A 17,170-nucleotide genomic window follows, 5' to 3' on the forward strand; every position below is an offset into this window, starting at 1 on the left:
ATCGGCCTGATTAAGATGGAGTTGCCTCATGGGATTTGATCCGACCGCGCAGACCGACATCCACAATTGGATGCACCGATATGTGGAGCAGAGGAAATACGCAGGCAGCGCCCTTCTGATCCACCAGAACGGGCAAGAGGCATTCTTTCACGCATGTGGCCGCCGCTGCATTGAAACCGACCTCGCGTTCCAGCGCGATAGCCTGGTTCGGATCTATTCGATGACTAAGCCTGTGACGTCCGTTGCTTTGATGATGTTGGTGGAACAAGGGTTGTTTCATCTAGATGCCCCGGTTTCCGATTTCCTGCCAGAGTTTGCAACGATGCAAGCCTTGGTCCCGGGCGCAACGCAGTTGAACCAGACCGAGGACGCGCCAACACCCAGCTTGCATCAATTGCTGACGCACACCAGCGGGCTGAGCTACCCGTTCAATCCCGGCCTTTTGCCAATGGCCATGGATGAGCTCGATCTGATCTTTTCCCCGAAACAAGGCCCGCTGGCGGATCGGGTTAAAGTGCTGGCAGGGTTGCCGCTGGCTTTTCAGCCAGGCAGTCGCTGGGAGTACTCGGTCGGGATCGACGTGATTGGCCGCGTGATAGAAGTTGTATCAGGCAAACCGCTGGACGTGTTTCTGACAGAACACATCTTTCGACCACTTGGGATGAGTGAAACCGCGTTTTCAGTGCCTGAAGGGGCAGGGGACCGATTTGCCTCGCTCTACACCCCGCTCGAAGGCGATGCCATGGCGCTGAATGCCGCAAAATCGGGTGGCGAAACATTGCGGTTGGTGGATCGGGCCGGAGAGTCCCCGTTTGAGGCGGCAACGACCTTTTCTGGCGGTGGCGGATTGATCAGTACCATCGACGATTACAGCAAGTTCGCCGAGATGTTGCGAAACAAAGGAACCGCAAATGGCGCGCGATTGCTCGGGCCGAAGACTGTAGAATTCATGTTTCGCAACCATTTACCGGACGATATTGCATCCATGGGTCCACGAAGCTTTGCAGAGCAACCCATGGAAGGCACAGGCTTTGGCATCGGAGGCGCGGTGGTACTGAACCCGGCGCGCACCCGAGCCCCAAGCTCGGTTGGCGACTATGGCTGGGGCGGGATGGCCTCCACCTATTTCTGGATCGATCCGGTCAACGCGCTTTCAACAGTGTTTTTTACACAGCTCTCGCCATCCAGCTCTTATCCATCCCGAGCGGAACTGAAGGCGCTTGTTCACGCGGCGCTCGTTGAATGATCGGTGTTTGAGTGATACCGGAAAAGGCCAAGACGCCGGAGAGCCCTGAATGACCGAAGCCGAACGCATATTGCTTGATCTGCTGAATATCGAACCGCTTGAGGTCGATTTGTTTCGCGGAACCGGTTCTGGTGGCGAGACACCAACGCGTATCTTTGGCGGGCAGGTGATCGCGCAAGCGCTTGCCGCAGCGTACAGGACGGTCGAGGATCGTTTATGCCATTCCTTGCACGCCTATTTCATAAGGCCCGGAGATCCGTCAATTCCGGTTATATATCAAGTGGATCGCGCGCGCGATGGAGGTTCTTTTACAACCCGCCGCGTGGTTGCGATCCAGCATGGCAAGCAAATTTTGAACATGTCGGCCTCGTTTCACAAGCAGGATGACGGATGGGAACATCAGCATCCGATTCCGGACGTTCAAGCGCCCGAGCACCATCCATCGCGTGACGAATTGCGCGAAAAATACCTGGATCGCGTTCCCGAAAAGCTGAAAGCTGAATTGCTGCGCGAGCGCCCGATCGAAGTGCGCGAAATCGATCCGCTGGACCTGTTTGCACCCGCCAAGGCAGATGACAAGAACCACGTCTGGTTTCGCATGGGCGCAGCGAACCACGCGGACACCGTTACACAACATCTTCTATTGGCCTATGCCTCGGATATGAGCTTGCTCAGTTCCGGAATGCGGCCCCATGGGCTGAGCTGGTTCACTGGTGAAATTGATGGGGCCAGTCTGGACCATGCCATCTGGTTTCATGCACCCGTGCAGTTTCAAAACTGGCATCTGTATTCGATGGAGTCGCCGTGGACAGGGCAGGGGCGCAGCTTCAATCGGGGTTCGATCTTTTCGCAGGATGGCAAACTGGTTGCGTCCGTCGCGCAGGAAGGCCTACTCAGACGACGGAAGCAACGCTAAGTACTGCCAGCAAACCTTTGATTAAGCTTCATCATTCCACCTAACCATCGGTCGTAGTCTTCTGTTTTTAAACGCATATAGTCAAGCACTTGTGGATGCGGAAGAATCAAGAAACGTTCATCCGCCAGCGCCTCGACACAGGCTTGGGCGACCTCATCAGGTTCAATTATTCCGTCAATCGCGGCGACCGAATCCTCATGTCCACGTATCATCTCGGACCGAACGGCCTGCGGACACAGAACTGAGACCCTGAGACCTTTGTCGCCATAGGTCATCGCAACCCATTCAGCAAAACCCACAGCCGCATGTTTGGTTACGCCATAAGGGGCTGCGCCGGGTTGATTGAGCAATCCAGCCGCTGAAGCTGTGATCATCAAATAACCACCATCACGCGCAACCATCCTTGGGATCAGGTGCCGCGCGGTCCAGACATGAGACATAACGTTGATCTGCCAGATGCGGTCCCATTCAGCATTCGGCACTTCAAATCCACCTAGGGTGAGTATTCCCGCATTGGCAAAGAATAAATCAATCGGAGCGATCGTATCCTCGACAGTCTCAATCAGATTTCGAATATCACTTTCCTTGGACACATCACAGCTGAGTGCATCACCGCCAATTTGCGCCGCCACGGCCTGCGCGCCGGCAAGGTCGATATCGGCGCAGACTACATGCGCACCTTCTTCTGAGAACCGCTTGGCAAGACCTTTACCTATGCCATTTGCAGCGCCAGTGATGACGACGGTCTTCCCAATCAGAACCATTGCATAGCTCGTGTCTTACTTCTCAAACACAGCGTAACATATTGGCAAGCCTCGACCAATGTGTGTTCTATAGTCGTGGCTCGCTTGCGAAGTTTTTTACATAATACCGATTATACGATTAATAGATGCGATCTCAGTAAAATGCCTGTAGCCCGGTTTGCGCCCGCCCCAGGATCAATGCATGAACGTCGTGCGTGCCCTCATAGGTGTTGACTGTCTCAAGATTGATCATGTGACGCACCACCTGGAACTCAAGTGAGATACCGTTGCCGCCGTGCATGTCACGCGACATCCGCGCAATGTCCAATGCCTTGCCGCAATTGTTACGTTTGATGATCGAGATCATCTCAGGCGCAGCTTCAGCCTGATCCATCAGACGACCGACGCGCAAGCTTGCTTGCAGTCCCAAAGAGATTTCGGTTTGCATCTCAGCCAGTTTGCGTTGAAACAACTGGGTCTGCGCAAGTGGTCGATTGAACTGTTTACGATCCAAGCCGTATTGACGCGCTGCGTGCCAGCAGCATTCCGCGGCCCCCATCGCACCCCAGCTGATACCATAGCGTGCGCGGTTCAGGCAGCCGAACGGCCCCTTGAGACCCTGAACATGTGGAAGCAAAGCGCCCTCGTCCACCTCAACGCCATCCATGACAATTTCACCTGTGATCGAAGTACGCAGGCTCAGCTTGTTCTCGATCTTCGGTGCGCTCAGGCACTTGGTGCCTTTATCCAGCACGAACCCACGAATCTTGCCGTCATGTGCATCAGACTTGGCCCAGACCACATAGACATCTGCGATCGGTGCGTTTGAAATCCACATCTTGCTGCCGGTCAGACGATACCCGCCATCAATTTTCTCGGCGCGGGTCTTCATCGCCGCCGGATCCGAACCCGCATCCGGCTCTGTCAGGCCAAAACACCCAATCCATTCGCCGCTTGCCAGTTTCGGCAGATATTTGCGACGCTGTTCTTCGCTGCCATAGGCGAAAATCGGGTACATCACCAACGAGCTTTGCACCGACATCATCGAGCGATAGCCGGAATCCACACGTTCAACTTCCCGCGCCACAAGTCCATAAGATACGTAGCTTGCACCGATCCCACCATATTCTTCGGGGACTGTCGTGCCCAACAGGCCCATTTCACCCATTTCACGAAAGATCTCGGGATCGGTTTCTTCGTTTGCAAAAGCCTTGGTGACACGCGGCTGCAATTTCTCCTGGGCGTAAGCGCGCGCGCTGTCGGCAATCAGGCGTTCATCCTCTTCCAACTGGTCCGACAAGCGAAATGGGTCGTCCCAGTTGAAACGTCCAAGGTCAGGCGCATCTTTTGCGCGCAGGACAGGCTTTGTATCTGGAGCGTTCATTTTGCTTCTCCGAATTGAATAGGTTTGGGCAAGTATAATCTGAGAAATATTCAAAAAATAGCGAGACATTTGCATTGTTTCATGATCAAAACGCATAGATGGACACCAAGCGCCCTATCCTGCCGCCTATATCCGCGCTGCGCGCGCTTGAAGCTTTGGATCGCCTTGGATCAGCCTCGGCAGTCGCGGAAGAAATGGCACTGACGCAGAGCGCGGTCAGTCGGCAACTGCAGACGCTTGAAGCGCATTTGGACGCAGAATTGGTCAGCCGTGATCGCAAGCGATTGTCACTGACAAAGGCTGGACAAGACTATGTACAAGAAATTCGGCCAGCCTTGTCTCAGATCGCGCAGGCGGCGTTGAAACTGCACATTTCCCCTGTCGGTGGGACATTGAATCTGGCGATTCTGCCGACATTCGGAATGCGCTGGCTGGTACCGCGTCTGCCGGATTTCGCCCGCCGCCATCCGGATATCACAATCAACATGACCACGCGGTTGCGACCGTTTAGTTTTGCTTCGGAACCCTTTGATGCGGCTTTACATTTTGGGGAACCTGATTGGCCCGGAACTGATCGCTTGCCATTAAGTGTCGAGCGGGTTTTGCCCGTCTGCGCACCCGAGCTTTTACCCAAAGGCACTCCGACCTCACCCCGCGATCTGCTAAAACTGCCGCTGCTGCATATCCAGACACGACCGCGCGCCTGGCAGGACTGGTTTCAACAGATGGGTGTCACGCACCCGCATCCCCTGCCCGGCACCGTCCACGACCAGTTCAACACGATCAACCAAGCCGCGCTGCACGGCCTGGGTGTTGCCCTGTTGCCAAACTATCTTGTGGAACAAGACCTAGCGACAGGTAGGCTGGTTGCAGCCTTCCCTGACGCGATAGAGACGATGGGGGCATATTATCTGGTTTGGCCGCGCGAAAAATCGGATGACGGATCATTGCGAGAGTTTCGACACTGGCTTGCTTCTCAGGCCCAAACCGAAGAGTCATTGCCGCGTTAGCCGAGCGCATACCCTGCCCCGCGCACCGTTCGCACCGGATCTTCGCCGCCATGTTGGGTCAACGCTTTGCGCAGACGACCGATATGAACATCAACAGTACGCGTGTCGACGTAGATATCGCGGCCCCAGACGCGGTCAAGCAACTGCTCTCGGCTCCAGACCCGGCCGGGCTTTTCCATGAATGTGCTCAGCAACCGGAACTCGGTCGGGCCCAGTTTTAACAGCTTGTTGTCGCGGCTGACCTTGTGGGTCTCAGAGTCCAGTATGATATCGTCAAACTCCAACCGGATGCCCACGGTCGCTGGACGGACTCTGCGCAATTGTGTCCGTACACGTGCCATCAATTCGACAACCGAGTAAGGCTTAACCACATAATCATCGGCACCGGTTTCAAGGCCGCGCACTTTATCAACCTCTTCTGAGCGCGCCGACAGCATGATGATCGGAATTGATCGGGTGTCCGGCCGCGTTTTCAGGCGGCGGCAGACCTCGATACCGCTGAGATTGGGCATCATCCAATCCAGAACGATGATATCCGGGCGGTCTTCTTCGACCAGCAACAAAGCTTCGTCGCCATTAGCGGCACGGATTACCCGGAACCCTTCGGCGTCCAGATTATAGGCCAGTACCTCTCTTTGGGCCAACTCATCCTCAACAACCAGTACCGTCGGTTGATCAGCGGACATGACTTAGATCTCCTAGATCGTTTGCGACGTGTTGTCGGCTTTGGGGCGCGCTTCGCTGGGTCTCTCGCCGGTGACGAGATAGACGACCTGCTCGGCAATGGCGGTGACGTGATCGCCCATGCGTTCGATATTTTTTGCGATGAAATGCAGGTGCATGCACGATGAGATATTGCGCGGATCCTCCGCCATGAAGGTCAGGAACTCGCGAAACAGGCCGTTATACATCTGGTCCACTTCCAGATCCCGTTCGATCACGTCCTGCGCCAGCTCAGCATCACGCTGGATATAGGCATCCAGCGCGTCGCGCAGCATCCGCTCGACCTCGCGCGCCATTCGGCGCAGAGCGGCGGCACTGCCGTTGATTTCGCCGGCATTCACCAGAACGGTCGTTCGCTTGGCGATGTTCTTGGAGTAATCTCCAATCCGTTCAAGGTTGGTCGCAACCTTCAGCACGGACAGCACCAGCCGCAAATCGCTGGCCGTCGGTGCACGCAAGGCAATCAGGCGCGCGGTCTCTTCGTCAATCAGTTCTTCCAGTGCGTCGATGGCCTTGTCGCCTTGACGCACTTCATTTGCCAGTTCTTCGTCGCGGGTCTCCAGCGACCGGGCCGCGCCCATAATGGCGGCTTCGACCAGTCCACCCATCTTCATGATGTGTGCTTGGATGGCCTCAAGGTCGCGGTCGAACGCGGATGCAATATGTTGTTCGCTCATTGCAGTTATCCTGTGCTCAGCCAATCCGGCCGGTGATGTAACTTTCGGTTCGGGGATCTTCGGGGTTGGTGAAGATCTGCCCGGTTTCGCCGAACTCAACCAAGTTCCCCAGATGGAAAAACGCTGTCTTCTGACTGACCCGCGCGGCCTGTTGCATCGAATGGGTTACGATCACCACTGAATAGCGTGAACGCAGTTCGTCAATCAGTTCCTCGACCTGCGCGGTTGCGATTGGGTCGAGCGCCGAACAGGGTTCGTCCATCAATAGCACCTCAGGCTCGGTGGCTACGGCGCGCGCGATGCAAAGACGCTGTTGCTGACCACCAGAAAGGCCGGTACCGGGGGCATCCAGACGGTCCTTGACCTCATCCCAGATCGCACCACGACGCAGAGATTTCTCTACGATTTCATCCAGTTCTGCCTTATTCTTGGCAAGGCCGTGGATACGCGGACCGTAAGCCACGTTGTCATAGATCGATTTGGGGAACGGGTTCGGTTTTTGAAAAACCATGCCGACCTTGGCACGCAACTGTACCGGATCGACGCGCTTGTCGTAAATGTCTTCACCGTCCAGCAGGATATCACCCTGCACCCGGCAAATGTCGATTGTGTCGTTCATCCGGTTCAGACAGCGTAAGAAGGTGGATTTACCGCAGCCAGAGGGACCGATGAAAGCCGTCACAGTCTTGTCTTCGATATCGACGCTCACGTCCTTAATGGCGTGCGTCTCACCGTAGTAGACCTGAACCTGCTTGGCGTTGATCTTGATGTCTTTGGAGTCCACGGTTCTCTCCACTCGTGTCATATCGTTCATTTTAAACCCCTCCTACCAGCGGCGTTCAAAGCGGCGGCGCAGGATGATAGCGATGATATTCATGGTCAGCAGGAACATCAAAAGGATGATGATGCCGCCCCAGGCTTTCTCGTAGAAACCCACATCGGCACGCGCGGCCCATGTGTAGATCTGTGCCGGCATGGCCGAGTTCGGCTCGGTGAAGCCCGCTAAAAAGCCATCGGGATAGCCTCGGGCGACAAAGCCCACCATGCCGATCAACAGCAACGGAGCAGTTTCACCCAGCGCCTGCGCCAGACCAATGATGGTACCAGTCAGGATACCGGGCGCGGCCAACGGCAGCACGTGGTGGAAGACGGCCTGCATCTTCGAGGCCCCTACCCCCAACGCCGCGTCGCGGATAGACGGGGGAACCGCCTTTAGCGAGGCTCGGGTCGAGATGATGATCGTTGGCAACGTCATCAGGGTCAGGACCAGACCACCCACCAACGGCGCCGATTGCGGCAGGTGCATAAATTGGATGAACACGGCCAGACCCAGGATACCGAACACGATAGACGGAACGGCGGCCAGGTTCGAAATATTCACCTCAATCAGGTCGGTAAATTTGTTCTGCGGCGCGAATTCTTCCAGATAGATCGAGGCGGCGACCCCAATGGGCAGCGATAGGCACAGCACCACCAGCATCATGAAGAACGAGCCAACAACTGAGGCACCAATACCCGCGCCACCGGGGTTATCCACGCCCGAGTCCGCACCAGTGATGAACGGCCAGTTGAATGCCTGCTTGATGATCCCTGCCTCTTTCAACGCGTCCACCAGATCCAGATCGCTGAGTTGCAGGAAGCGGCTGTCCTGCAGGGTGTCACGAGACACCCGACCCTTGAAGTAGCCATCCACACGGCTTGAAGCCGCCAAATCGAACATGATCGGCTCACCCAGCTTGCTAGGATTATCGGCATAGAAGGTTCGGATCGTACCGCCGATTTTGCCCAACAGACGCTCGATGGCATCCTGATCGAAATCCACGGTGATGCCACTTTCGGCTAGTTGTTCATTCAGTTCCGCAATGAACATATTGGAGTAGGCCTTTGTCTTGAACATCGTGCCTTCGGCTTCATCGCGCTGCGCTTCGCTCAGCGTGAATTCTAAACTGATCACTGTGCGCTGGAAGGCCGGGATGCCCTGCGACAGGATTGAGGCAAACAGCACAATCAGAAAGAACAGTCCGGTCGCGATAGCGACGATCCCGTAGGCGCGAAAACGCTTTTCGGCAGCCGCGCGTTTTTTGGTCCGGGCATCGGATGCAGTCAGCGAGGTCGAGGTATTTTGCATGCTGGCGTCGGTCATTCGTACTGCTCCCGATACTTGCGCACGATATAAAGGGCGAAAACGTTCAGCCCCAGAGTGAGGATGAACAGCGTCATGCCAAGCGCGAAGGCGACGAGGGCCTCGGGCGAGGCGAAATCGGCGTCGCCCGTCAGCTGGCTGACGATCTTGGCGGTGACGGTGGTCATGGCCTCGAACGGGTTCAGGTCCAGACGCGCGGCGGCCCCTGCCCCCAGAACCACGATCATGGTCTCACCGATGGCGCGCGATGCTGCCAGCAGGATCGCTCCCACGATCCCGGGCAAGGCTGCGGGCAAAACGACCTGCCGGATGGTCTCGGATTGTGTGGCCCCCAGCCCGTAAGAGCCATCACGCATGGCCTGAGGCACCGCGTTGATGATGTCGTCGGAAAGCGACGAAACGAACGGGATTAGCATGATGCCCATGACAAGACCGGCGGTCATCACTGCCGTACCGGCTTTCATCCAGCCCAATCCGTCATCCCCGAACACGCTCAGCAACAGCGGGCCAACGGTCAGCAGAGCGAAAAGGCCGTAAACGATGGTCGGGATACCGGCCAGCACCTCAAGCATCGGTTTGGCGATCGAGCGCACGCGTGAAGAAGCGTACTCACTGAGATAAATCGCAGCGAAAAGACCGATTGGCACGGCCACCAACAACGCCACCAACGAGATATAGAACGTGCCCCACAGCAAAGGGATGATACCCAGATCTGATGCCCCACCACGGCCCGAGAAACTGGGCGCCCAGGTGGTACCGAAAAAGAATTCTGATGCCGGGTAAAGCTTGAAGAACTCCCACGTATTGAAAACCAGCGAAAGGACGATGCCGACCGTTGTCAGGATCGCAATCGACGCAGCCGCCAGCAGCATCACACGAATTCCCTGCTCAACCACATTGCGGGCACGATATTCAGAATGCGTCTGTAACCAACTGAACACAGCCCCGGCCAAGGCGACCAGTATCACAGCGGCGGACATTATCGCGTAACCGGTTGAATTTATCGCCCGATAGGCTTGAGCTGCATGCAAAACCGTCTGCGTGATGTCCGAGGTTACGACTTGACCCGCGTCCTTCAACTTTTGGGTCATCTCGGAAATATCCGCCCGCGCATCCTGTGCGAGCGTTTCGGTGAGATGTCCCTGCGCAACGGCACTGTCCAGACCATTTGCGGTCCGACGCACCTCGGCCATAACAAGACTGCGCGACGATCCTTCCTTGATCGCCGTTTCGGGAACCATCTCCGAGACCTGAGAGTTAACGTAGAGCGGCTGAACCAGCAGCCAGACGATCAACAAACCTAAGGCGGGAACTATGACTTTCAGTGCGACGTTAGCGCCATAAAACGAGGGAAGAGAATGCAGATTGCGGCTGTCCCCTCCGGCACTTTGCAAGGCGCGCATTCGCCCCAAAACATATCCGACTGCCGCGATCGCAAGCACGATCAGAATGAGCCAAAGAATTGGCATGACGCCCCCATAGGTCTTGATCGGGATTAGGGAAAAATTGGGGGCGACAGAAAACGCCGCCCCCAGTCAATTCGATCGGGGTGAGGGATTAGCTGCCCGAACCCAAGGTTACTTCGTTGGCAATCGCGTCCTGCGTTTTTGCCAGTTCAGGATCGGCAACCAGACCGTAGTTGGCCAGCGGGCCCGAGGGACCAGCAATTTCTTCATGAGTGAAGAACTGGGCGTATTCTTTCAGACCGGGGATCACGCCGATATGCGCTTTCTTGACGTAGAAAAACAGCGGACGCGAGACGGGGTATTCACCCGACGCGATGCTCTCGGTCGACGGTGCGATACCACCCATCGTAGCCACTTTCAGCTTGTCGGTGTTGTTCTCGTAGAACGCCAGACCAAACACGCCGATACCATTGGTGTTGGTGTCGATGCGGGCCAGAGTTTCGGTGTAGTCACCGTCGATATCGACCGATTTGCCGTCGGTGCGCACGTCCAGGCATGCATCTTCGGCGTCATCTTCGCTTAGGCCGCCCGCGACCATGGCTTCCATCGCGCCCGTCGCTTCGCAACCTGCCAGCAGAACCTTGTCTTCGAACACTTCGCGGGTACCGTGCTTGGTGCCCGGGATGAACATTGCGATTTCCACATCCGGCAGGTCAGCGTTGAACTCGGCCCAGCTGTTGAAGCTGTTGTCGACCAGCGCGCCATCTTTCATCACTTTCGATCCGATGGCATTGTAAATATCCGCAGGCTCAAACGCCGTGAAGGCAGGACCCGACTGCTGGCTTGCAAATACGATGCCGTCATAACCGATGCGGACTTCCATGATGTCGGTCACACCGTTTTCGGCGCATGCTTTAATCTCTTTTTCACGGATGGCACGCGATGCGTTTGCAACGTCGATCGTGTTTTCACCGACGCCTTCGCAGAAGCGTTTCAGACCAGCGGACGAGCCGCCTGATTCAACAACCGGTGTGGGGAAGTCGGTATTTTCACCGAACAGTTCTGCAACGATTGACGCATAAGGCAGAACGGTGGAAGAGCCAGCAACTTGAACGTTGTCACGCGCAGCAGCAGTGGTTGCCGAGACGGCAGCGATAGCCAGCGCAGAAGCCGACAGTTTTACAAAGGACATTTCAGTCTCCTTGAAAAGGATGGGTACTGATCATCCCCATGATGATCTGAGCGCAGCACTATGACGCCTGCGTAAGCCTTTTGTGACAGGTATGTAACGGTTTCATGACAACTCATGAATTTCTCAGAAATTCTTAACTTGACGAAGCGTCACCCCAGTAAAGCCTGCGTTTGGCACGCCCTCAGCGTGGTAGAATGACCGTAAACGTCGCTCCCTGCCCCGGTTCACTTTCCACACGCAACCTGCCCCGATGGCGATTGACGATATGCTTCACGATCGCAAGCCCCAGTCCGGTTCCGCCCAACTCGCGCGAGCGGTGACTGTCTGCGCGATAGAACCTTTCGGTCAACCTGGGCAGGTGTTTGGCATCAATACCGGGCCCTTGATCAATGATCTTGATCCGTACCGCAGGACCGCGCATCGCCGTATCCCGCTCAGACAGGGTTACGACCACACCGACCTTGCCACCGCTGCCCCCGTATTTGATCGCGTTTTCAACGAGATTGGTTATCACCTGACGAAGCTGATCGCTGTCTCCGACCATCTCGATCGACTCGTTTGGGGCATCCAACGAAACAACAACACTGGCATCATCCGCCAGCGGTCGCAGAGTGTTTAAGGTCGATTGAATCAGGCCTGTCAGTTCCAATGGCTCTTTAGGTCTGACCCGTTCTTCACTTTCCACCCGATTGAGCGACAGCAAATCCCCCACAAGCCGGTTCATCCGATTGGCCTCATCCGCCATGATCTGAAGAAAGCGGTCGCGGGCGGCGGTGTCGTCGCGGGCGGGGCCTCGCAATGTTTCGATAAACCCCATCAAGGCCGTTAGCGGCGTGCGCAATTCATGGCTGACATTGGCCACAAAATCGCGCCGCATCTGACCTGCCTGTTCCAAATGCGTGATATCCTGAAATACCGCCAATACCGCTTCGGTCCCGCCGACGAATCTGCACTGCACTTCAAACGTCGTATCCTGAGCACCATCATTGGACAGATGCCGCGCTTTGCCGGGCTGCTTCGAGCGCAGGCATTGTTCGACGGCATCGATGACCTGAGGCTGGCGCAGGATTGTGGCAAAATGCCTGCCTTCGATTGCGTGCCCCAAAAGCGTCCGCGCCTCGCTATTTGCGGCGACAATACGCTCGGTCTGACCGACCAGCACGGCGGGCATCGGAATGGCTGAAACCAATTCGGCAAGCAGGGTATCCGTCATGCGCGTTTAGACCGGGCGCAATGTTTGGCGAAACTTACGCATATTGTCCTGATAGTGCAGCGCACTCAGCGTTAGTTTCTGGGCCGCCGCCTCATCAAGCTGCCGCACAACTTTGCCCGGCGAGCCCATGACCAACGAATTATCGGGAACCTCTTTGCCTTCGGTGATCAGCGCCCCTGCCCCGATCAGACAGTTCTTTCCGATCTTCGCCCCGTTTAGAACGATAGCCCCCATACCGATCAGCGTATTGTCTCCGATCGTGCAACCATGCAGCATGACCTTGTGACCAATTGTGCAGTTCTTCCCAATGGTCAGCGGATAACCCGCATCGATGTGCATCACGCAGTTTTCCTGCACATTGCTGCCTGCGCCCACACGGATTTCTTCGTGATCGGCCCGGATGGTGCACCCGAACCAGACCGAAGCGCCTTGTTCCAGGACTACTTTGCCGATCAAGTTGGCGTCGGGGGCTACCCAGGTGTCTTCGTGAATTTGCGGCGAGTCATCGCCCAAAGCATAGATGGTCACGACAAGCCCTCGAACTCGGTCTGCAACGAGCGGATGTGGTTCTGCAGGCTGGGCTGTTGGATGCGACGCATGCGTTCTGCGCTGACGATGGTCTTCAGTTTTTCCTCGGTGGTATCCAAATCATCGTTGATCAGGACATAGTCGTAGTAGCCCCAATGGCTGATCTCATCCCAGCTTTTCAACATGCGCTTGGCGATCACATCCTCACTGTCCTGCCCACGCCCTTCCAGCCTGCGCCGAAGCTCGCGGATCGAGGGCGGGAGAATGAAAATCGACAACGCATGCTTGCCCAGATCTGAATTGCGGATCTGCACTTCTCCCTGCCAATCAACATCAAACAGCACATCGCGCCCCTGTGTGATGGACTCGCGGACCGGTCCAGCAGGAGAGCCGTAGAAGTTGCCGAACACATGCGCGTGTTCCAGCATCTGCCCATCCGCCACCTGCTGTTTGAACTCGTCCTCGGATAGGAAGTAATACTCCCGGCCGTGCTCCTCACCCGGGCGCGGAGCACGGGTGGTGGCCGAGATCGAGAATTCCAAACCGACATCCCATTGCATCAAACGGCGGGCCAGAGTGGATTTACCTGCGCCCGAAGGCGAGGACAGTATGATTAATAAACCGCGGCGATCCGCCATGTGATGTTCCCGTCCTTATTCCACGTTCTGCACTTGCTCGCGCATCTGATCGATGACCGCTTTCAGCTCCAACCCAACCGCCGTCAGTTCGGCATTCTGCGATTTCGAGCAGAGCGTATTGGCCTCACGATTGAATTCTTGCATCAGGAAATCCAGCTTACGCCCAACCGGGCCGTCTTGCGTCAAAAGGGAACGCGCCGCAGTGACATGGGCCTTCAACCGGTCAATTTCTTCGGTAATATCGGCCTTGACCGCGATCAGGGCCAGTTCTTGTGCAACGCGATCAGGGTCCGCACCTTGCGTATTGTCGAGAACGCGTGTCAGGTTTTCGCGCATGTTTTGCGCCATTTCCTCGCGGCGACGCTCGGCCAGATCAGCGGCCTGATCCGTCAGCTTTGCGACTTGGTCGAGTTGTCCCGCAAGAATGCCTGACAGAGCTTCACCTTCGGAACCGCGCATCTCAATGAATGAAGCAAGCAAGCCACCGAACTCAGATTTCAGGTGCTCGACAAGTTGGGCTGGATCATCCGCGTCAGCTCCGGCTTCCAACATCCCTTTCAACGCAAGAAGATCACTGGCTTTGGAGGGAGCCAACAATACGCCCCGCGCGCCTGCAAGCGCTTCGGTCTGGGCCAGTGCATCCAGCGCAGCTTCCATCGCTGGGGTATTCAACCGGACATCCGCGGCGGTTTCTTCCCGTCCCATCCGAAGGGACAGCGTGATGTTCCCTCGGTTGACCTGCTTCGACAGATCGCCTCTCAGCGCGGCCTCTAACCCTGTCAACCAATCGGGAAGCCGCAGACGTAAATCCAGCCCCTTGCCATTGACGCTGCGCAATTCCCAAGTCCAGCTATGGGGACCAAACGCCCCCTTGCCCGAGGCGAAACCGGTCATGGATTTGATCATGCCTGCCCTTTCCGTCAAATTCACTGGTCGCACCTAATGCCATTGACCAGCAAGGGGCAAGACCTTGCTCATTCCCCAATCAATGCCAAGAGGTTAACCATTCGTTAAAGAATTGCTCCAAAATTGTATTAACCCGTGTCAATCTGACAGTCAGAAAAGCTGGCGGATCGCAGCTTTGCCCATTAGATGGCATTTTAGGAAAATCGCGAGTGATTGACGGTAGGGTGATGAAATGAAAACCTTTTTCGGGACTGGTTCCGGCTCAGAACTTGGAAAGATCATCGCAATGGACCGATTTGACAGCGGGCGAAGCCTTTCTCCCATCCGTCAGGCCGAAGCCTATTGGACCGCCTTGCTGACAGGTGAAGGCGTTCCGATGCGCTCGCAGATCGATCCGCGCGGCCTGGAGAATATTCTCGAATACACATTCATACTGGAACGCATCGCGCCGGGTTTGGCCCGGTTTCGGCTGGCGGGAAGTCACCTGAACAATCTGGCGGGCATGGAAGTTCGCGGTATGCCTCTAACGGCTTTTTTCGAACCGAGCGCCCGCGATGATGTCAAATCCATTCTGGACCAAGTCCTCACCCGCCCCGCGGTTGCCGAACTGGGCTTGCTTTCGAAAGGCAAGCTGGGACGAACCAGCCTTCAGGCCCGCATGATCCTGCTGCCGCTTAAAAGCGATCTGGGCGACGTCAGCCGCATTCTTGGGGTCATGGTCAGCGACGGAACCATCGGGTCGACACCGCGTCGCTTCATCGTCTCGGATCGCCGCGTCAACACGATCTCTGATTTGCAACAGCCTCCGAGGCCTGTCCAACAGCAAGCAGAGGGGTTCGCTGAAGACCAGACCACGTTCAAAGGGGCACCGCACTTAAGGTTGGTATCATCACGTGACGACTAAATGAAAACGGCGGGCATGAGGCCCGCCGTCTTACTAATTCAGGATGTATTCGAAGTCAGCTTGCAGCGCGCTTGCTGCGGTCACGACGTAGGTTGGTCAGTTCTTCCGCGACAAGGAATGCAAGTTCCAGCGACTGCGAGGCGTTCAGGCGCGGGTCACAAGCTGTGTGATAGCGATCCGAAAGATCCTCTTCGGTCACCGCGCGCACACCTCCGGTGCATTCGGTGACATCCAGCCCTGTCATCTCGAAATGAACACCACCGGGGATCGTGCCTTCAGCCTGATGTACGCCAAAGAAATCGCGTACTTCGCGCAGCACGGAATCAAACGGCCGGGTCTTGTAGCCGGTCGCGGATTTGATCGTGTTGCCATGCATCGGATCGCAGACCCAAGTAACCTGTGCGCCCTCTTCCTTTACGGCTTTGACCAGACGCGGCAGATGCTCACCCGCTTTACCTGCACCAAAGCGCGCGATCAGAGTCAGACGCCCCTCTTCGTTTTCGGGATTCAACTTGGACATCAGAACCTTGAGGTCTTCGGCACTGGTTGTCGGGCCACATTTCAGACCAATCGGGTTCAGAACACCCCGGCAGAACTCGACATGCGCACCGTCGGGCTGACGGGTCCGATCGCCGATCCAGATCATGTGCCCAGAACCGGCCAACCAATTGCCCGAGGTCGAATCCAGACGGGTCAACGCCTCTTCGTACTCAAGCAACAGGCTCTCGTGGCTGGTGTAAAACTCCACCGATGAGAATTCGTGGGTGGTGTCGGCGGTGATGCCAGCAGCCCCCATGAAGTCAATCGAATCCTGAATGCGGTCGGCGATCTCAGAGTATTTCTGAACGTCTTGCCCGTCGGCAAAACCCAGCGTCCACGAATGCACGTGGCTCATATCCGCAAAACCACCGGTCGAGAACGCCCGCAGCAGGTTCAGTGTTGCCGCCGCCTGTGTATAGGCCTGAAGCATCTTGTCGGGATTCGGAATGCGTGCCTCGGGTGTAAAGGCCAGCTCATTGATGATGTCACCGCGGTAGCTGGGCAGCTCCACACCGTCCACAACCTCAGTCGGTGCACTGCGCGGTTTTGCGAACTGGCCCGCCATGCGGCCAACTTTAACCACGGGAACCTTGGCGCCGTAGGTTAGCACCATTGCCATCTGCAGCATAACCTTGAACGTGTCACGGATCGCATCCGCGCTGAACTGCTCAAAGCTTTCAGCGCAATCCCCGCCTTGCAACAGGAACGCTTCGCCACGACCCGCGGCTCCCAGATGCTGCTTCAGCCGTCGCGCTTCACCCGCAAAAACCAGCGGGGGATACTGCGAAAGCTGCGCCTCGACTTTGGCCAGCGCGGCCGCGTCGGTATAGTCTGGCATCTGAACCCGGGGCTTGTTGCGCCAGTTCGTTTTTTGCCATTCAGTCATAGCTTTTATCTCCGCTGAAGTATTTCAGGTGGCCTCTATACAAAATGCATGAATGAGAGGCCATATCCCTTTTGCGCCTCTTGACGCCATAATCAAGCTTTGAGCATGGTGACTG

At 56.3% G+C, this 17,170-nt stretch carries 17 protein-coding genes; 4 read left to right on the forward strand and 13 right to left on the reverse strand.

Going from position 1 to position 17,170, the window contains the following annotated elements; genetic code table 11:
• The first annotated feature begins 28 nt into the window (after positions 1 to 28).
• Both ACRZ9U_RS01435 and ACRZ9U_RS01440 read left to right on the forward strand, forming a co-directional pair.
• Positions 29 to 1,246, forward strand: coding sequence for a serine hydrolase domain-containing protein (locus tag ACRZ9U_RS01435; protein WP_170405776.1), 1,218 nt, complete (start codon positions 29 to 31; stop codon positions 1,244 to 1,246).
• A 49-nt stretch (positions 1,247 to 1,295) separates the two neighbouring features.
• On the forward strand, positions 1,296 to 2,162 hold the full coding sequence (locus ACRZ9U_RS01440; protein WP_170405779.1) for an acyl-CoA thioesterase: 867 nt from the start codon (positions 1,296 to 1,298) through the stop codon (positions 2,160 to 2,162).
• Here ACRZ9U_RS01440 and ACRZ9U_RS01445 read toward each other — a convergent pair.
• Both ACRZ9U_RS01445 and ACRZ9U_RS01450 read right to left on the reverse strand, forming a co-directional pair.
• Positions 2,159 to 2,926, reverse strand: coding sequence for an SDR family oxidoreductase (locus ACRZ9U_RS01445; RefSeq protein ID WP_170405785.1), 768 nt, complete (start codon positions 2,924 to 2,926; stop codon positions 2,159 to 2,161). The two genes, ACRZ9U_RS01440 and ACRZ9U_RS01445, sit on opposite strands and share 4 nt — an antisense overlap.
• A 133-nt stretch (positions 2,927 to 3,059) precedes the next feature.
• On the reverse strand, positions 3,060 to 4,289 hold the full coding sequence (locus tag ACRZ9U_RS01450) for an acyl-CoA dehydrogenase (protein WP_170405786.1): 1,230 nt from the start codon (positions 4,287 to 4,289) through the stop codon (positions 3,060 to 3,062).
• A gap of 98 nt (positions 4,290 to 4,387) precedes the next feature.
• Between ACRZ9U_RS01450 and ACRZ9U_RS01455 the strand changes: the two genes are divergently transcribed.
• Positions 4,388 to 5,299: a LysR substrate-binding domain-containing protein gene (locus ACRZ9U_RS01455; protein ID WP_170405789.1), complete on the forward strand. Its 912-nt coding sequence runs from the start codon at positions 4,388 to 4,390 to the stop codon at positions 5,297 to 5,299.
• On the opposite strand, the gene phoB is transcribed toward ACRZ9U_RS01455, so the two are convergent.
• The 10 genes from phoB to ACRZ9U_RS01505 all read right to left on the reverse strand — a co-directional run bounded on the left by phoB (position 5,296) and on the right by ACRZ9U_RS01505 (position 14,725).
• On the reverse strand, positions 5,296 to 5,985 hold the full coding sequence (gene phoB, locus ACRZ9U_RS01460) for a phosphate regulon transcriptional regulator PhoB (RefSeq protein WP_170393066.1): 690 nt from the start codon (positions 5,983 to 5,985) through the stop codon (positions 5,296 to 5,298). The genes ACRZ9U_RS01455 and phoB overlap by 4 nt on opposite strands.
• Before the next feature lie 12 nt (positions 5,986 to 5,997).
• Positions 5,998 to 6,699, reverse strand: coding sequence for a phosphate signaling complex protein PhoU (gene phoU / locus ACRZ9U_RS01465; protein WP_170393065.1), 702 nt, complete (start codon positions 6,697 to 6,699; stop codon positions 5,998 to 6,000).
• A gap of 16 nt (positions 6,700 to 6,715) precedes the next feature.
• Positions 6,716 to 7,513 carry a phosphate ABC transporter ATP-binding protein PstB gene (gene pstB, locus ACRZ9U_RS01470; protein WP_170393064.1) on the reverse strand — a complete coding sequence of 266 codons (798 nt, stop codon included), beginning with the start codon at positions 7,511 to 7,513 and terminating at the stop codon, positions 6,716 to 6,718.
• Between the two features lie 12 nt (positions 7,514 to 7,525).
• Complete coding sequence (gene pstA / locus ACRZ9U_RS01475; RefSeq protein WP_170405792.1) at positions 7,526 to 8,842, reverse strand: phosphate ABC transporter permease PstA; 1,317 nt, start codon at positions 8,840 to 8,842, stop codon at positions 7,526 to 7,528.
• Complete coding sequence (pstC, locus tag ACRZ9U_RS01480) at positions 8,839 to 10,311, reverse strand: phosphate ABC transporter permease subunit PstC (protein ID WP_170405796.1); 1,473 nt, start codon at positions 10,309 to 10,311, stop codon at positions 8,839 to 8,841. The genes pstA and pstC overlap by 4 nt, the downstream gene beginning before the upstream one ends.
• Before the next feature lie 88 nt (positions 10,312 to 10,399).
• Positions 10,400 to 11,440, reverse strand: a complete 1,041-nt coding sequence (locus tag ACRZ9U_RS01485) for a substrate-binding domain-containing protein (protein WP_170393061.1) — start codon at positions 11,438 to 11,440, stop codon at positions 10,400 to 10,402.
• 181 nt (positions 11,441 to 11,621) lie between these two features.
• The gene (locus tag ACRZ9U_RS01490) at positions 11,622 to 12,653 is read right to left on the reverse strand and encodes an ATP-binding protein (protein WP_170393060.1); all 1,032 of its coding nucleotides are present in this window, start codon (positions 12,651 to 12,653) and stop codon (positions 11,622 to 11,624) included.
• Positions 12,654 to 12,659: 6 nt separating this feature from the next.
• Positions 12,660 to 13,181: a gamma carbonic anhydrase family protein gene (locus ACRZ9U_RS01495; protein WP_170405803.1), complete on the reverse strand. Its 522-nt coding sequence runs from the start codon at positions 13,179 to 13,181 to the stop codon at positions 12,660 to 12,662.
• Positions 13,178 to 13,819, reverse strand: a complete 642-nt coding sequence (gmk, locus tag ACRZ9U_RS01500; RefSeq protein ID WP_170393058.1) for a guanylate kinase — start codon at positions 13,817 to 13,819, stop codon at positions 13,178 to 13,180. The genes ACRZ9U_RS01495 and gmk overlap by 4 nt, the downstream gene beginning before the upstream one ends.
• Positions 13,820 to 13,834: 15 nt before the next feature.
• Positions 13,835 to 14,725 (reverse strand): YicC/YloC family endoribonuclease, encoded by an 891-nt coding sequence (locus ACRZ9U_RS01505; protein WP_170405806.1) that lies wholly within the window; start codon positions 14,723 to 14,725, stop codon positions 13,835 to 13,837.
• 232 nt (positions 14,726 to 14,957) lie between these two features.
• On the opposite strand from ACRZ9U_RS01505, the gene ACRZ9U_RS01510 reads away from it, so the two are divergent.
• Positions 14,958 to 15,629 carry a PAS domain-containing protein gene (locus ACRZ9U_RS01510; RefSeq protein WP_170405809.1) on the forward strand — a complete coding sequence of 224 codons (672 nt, stop codon included), beginning with the start codon at positions 14,958 to 14,960 and terminating at the stop codon, positions 15,627 to 15,629.
• Positions 15,630 to 15,684: 55 nt separating this feature from the next.
• Here the strand turns inward: ACRZ9U_RS01510 and ACRZ9U_RS01515 are convergent, their stop codons facing one another.
• Positions 15,685 to 17,055 carry a class II 3-deoxy-7-phosphoheptulonate synthase gene (locus ACRZ9U_RS01515; RefSeq protein ID WP_170393056.1) on the reverse strand — a complete coding sequence of 457 codons (1,371 nt, stop codon included), beginning with the start codon at positions 17,053 to 17,055 and terminating at the stop codon, positions 15,685 to 15,687.
• Positions 17,056 to 17,170 lie beyond the last annotated feature (115 nt).

This window comes from Ruegeria sp. D7 (assembly GCF_056534355.1).

Excerpts from the sequence above, each read along its gene's own strand:
- ACRZ9U_RS01510 (WP_170405809.1), top strand. The coding sequence starts at position 14,958 with ATGAAAACCTTTTTCGGGACTGGTTCCGGCTCAGAACTTGGAAAGATC.
- ACRZ9U_RS01445 (WP_170405785.1), bottom strand. The coding sequence starts at position 2,926 with ATGGTTCTGATTGGGAAGACCGTCGTCATCACTGGCGCTGCAAATGGC.
- ACRZ9U_RS01435 (WP_170405776.1), top strand. The coding sequence starts at position 29 with ATGGGATTTGATCCGACCGCGCAGACCGACATCCACAATTGGATGCAC.
- ACRZ9U_RS01515 (WP_170393056.1), bottom strand. The coding sequence starts at position 17,055 with ATGACTGAATGGCAAAAAACGAACTGGCGCAACAAGCCCCGGGTTCAG.
- phoU (WP_170393065.1), bottom strand. The coding sequence starts at position 6,699 with ATGAGCGAACAACATATTGCATCCGCGTTCGACCGCGACCTTGAGGCC.
- phoB (WP_170393066.1), bottom strand. The coding sequence starts at position 5,985 with ATGTCCGCTGATCAACCGACGGTACTGGTTGTTGAGGATGAGTTGGCC.
- ACRZ9U_RS01505 (WP_170405806.1), bottom strand. The coding sequence starts at position 14,725 with ATGATCAAATCCATGACCGGTTTCGCCTCGGGCAAGGGGGCGTTTGGT.
- ACRZ9U_RS01455 (WP_170405789.1), top strand. The coding sequence starts at position 4,388 with ATGGACACCAAGCGCCCTATCCTGCCGCCTATATCCGCGCTGCGCGCG.
- pstB (WP_170393064.1), bottom strand. The coding sequence starts at position 7,513 with ATGAACGATATGACACGAGTGGAGAGAACCGTGGACTCCAAAGACATC.
- ACRZ9U_RS01485 (WP_170393061.1), bottom strand. The coding sequence starts at position 11,440 with ATGTCCTTTGTAAAACTGTCGGCTTCTGCGCTGGCTATCGCTGCCGTC.
- pstA (WP_170405792.1), bottom strand. The coding sequence starts at position 8,842 with ATGACCGACGCCAGCATGCAAAATACCTCGACCTCGCTGACTGCATCC.
- pstC (WP_170405796.1), bottom strand. The coding sequence starts at position 10,311 with ATGCCAATTCTTTGGCTCATTCTGATCGTGCTTGCGATCGCGGCAGTC.
- ACRZ9U_RS01450 (WP_170405786.1), bottom strand. The coding sequence starts at position 4,289 with ATGAACGCTCCAGATACAAAGCCTGTCCTGCGCGCAAAAGATGCGCCT.
- gmk (WP_170393058.1), bottom strand. The coding sequence starts at position 13,819 with ATGGCGGATCGCCGCGGTTTATTAATCATACTGTCCTCGCCTTCGGGC.
- ACRZ9U_RS01490 (WP_170393060.1), bottom strand. The coding sequence starts at position 12,653 with ATGACGGATACCCTGCTTGCCGAATTGGTTTCAGCCATTCCGATGCCC.
- ACRZ9U_RS01440 (WP_170405779.1), top strand. The coding sequence starts at position 1,296 with ATGACCGAAGCCGAACGCATATTGCTTGATCTGCTGAATATCGAACCG.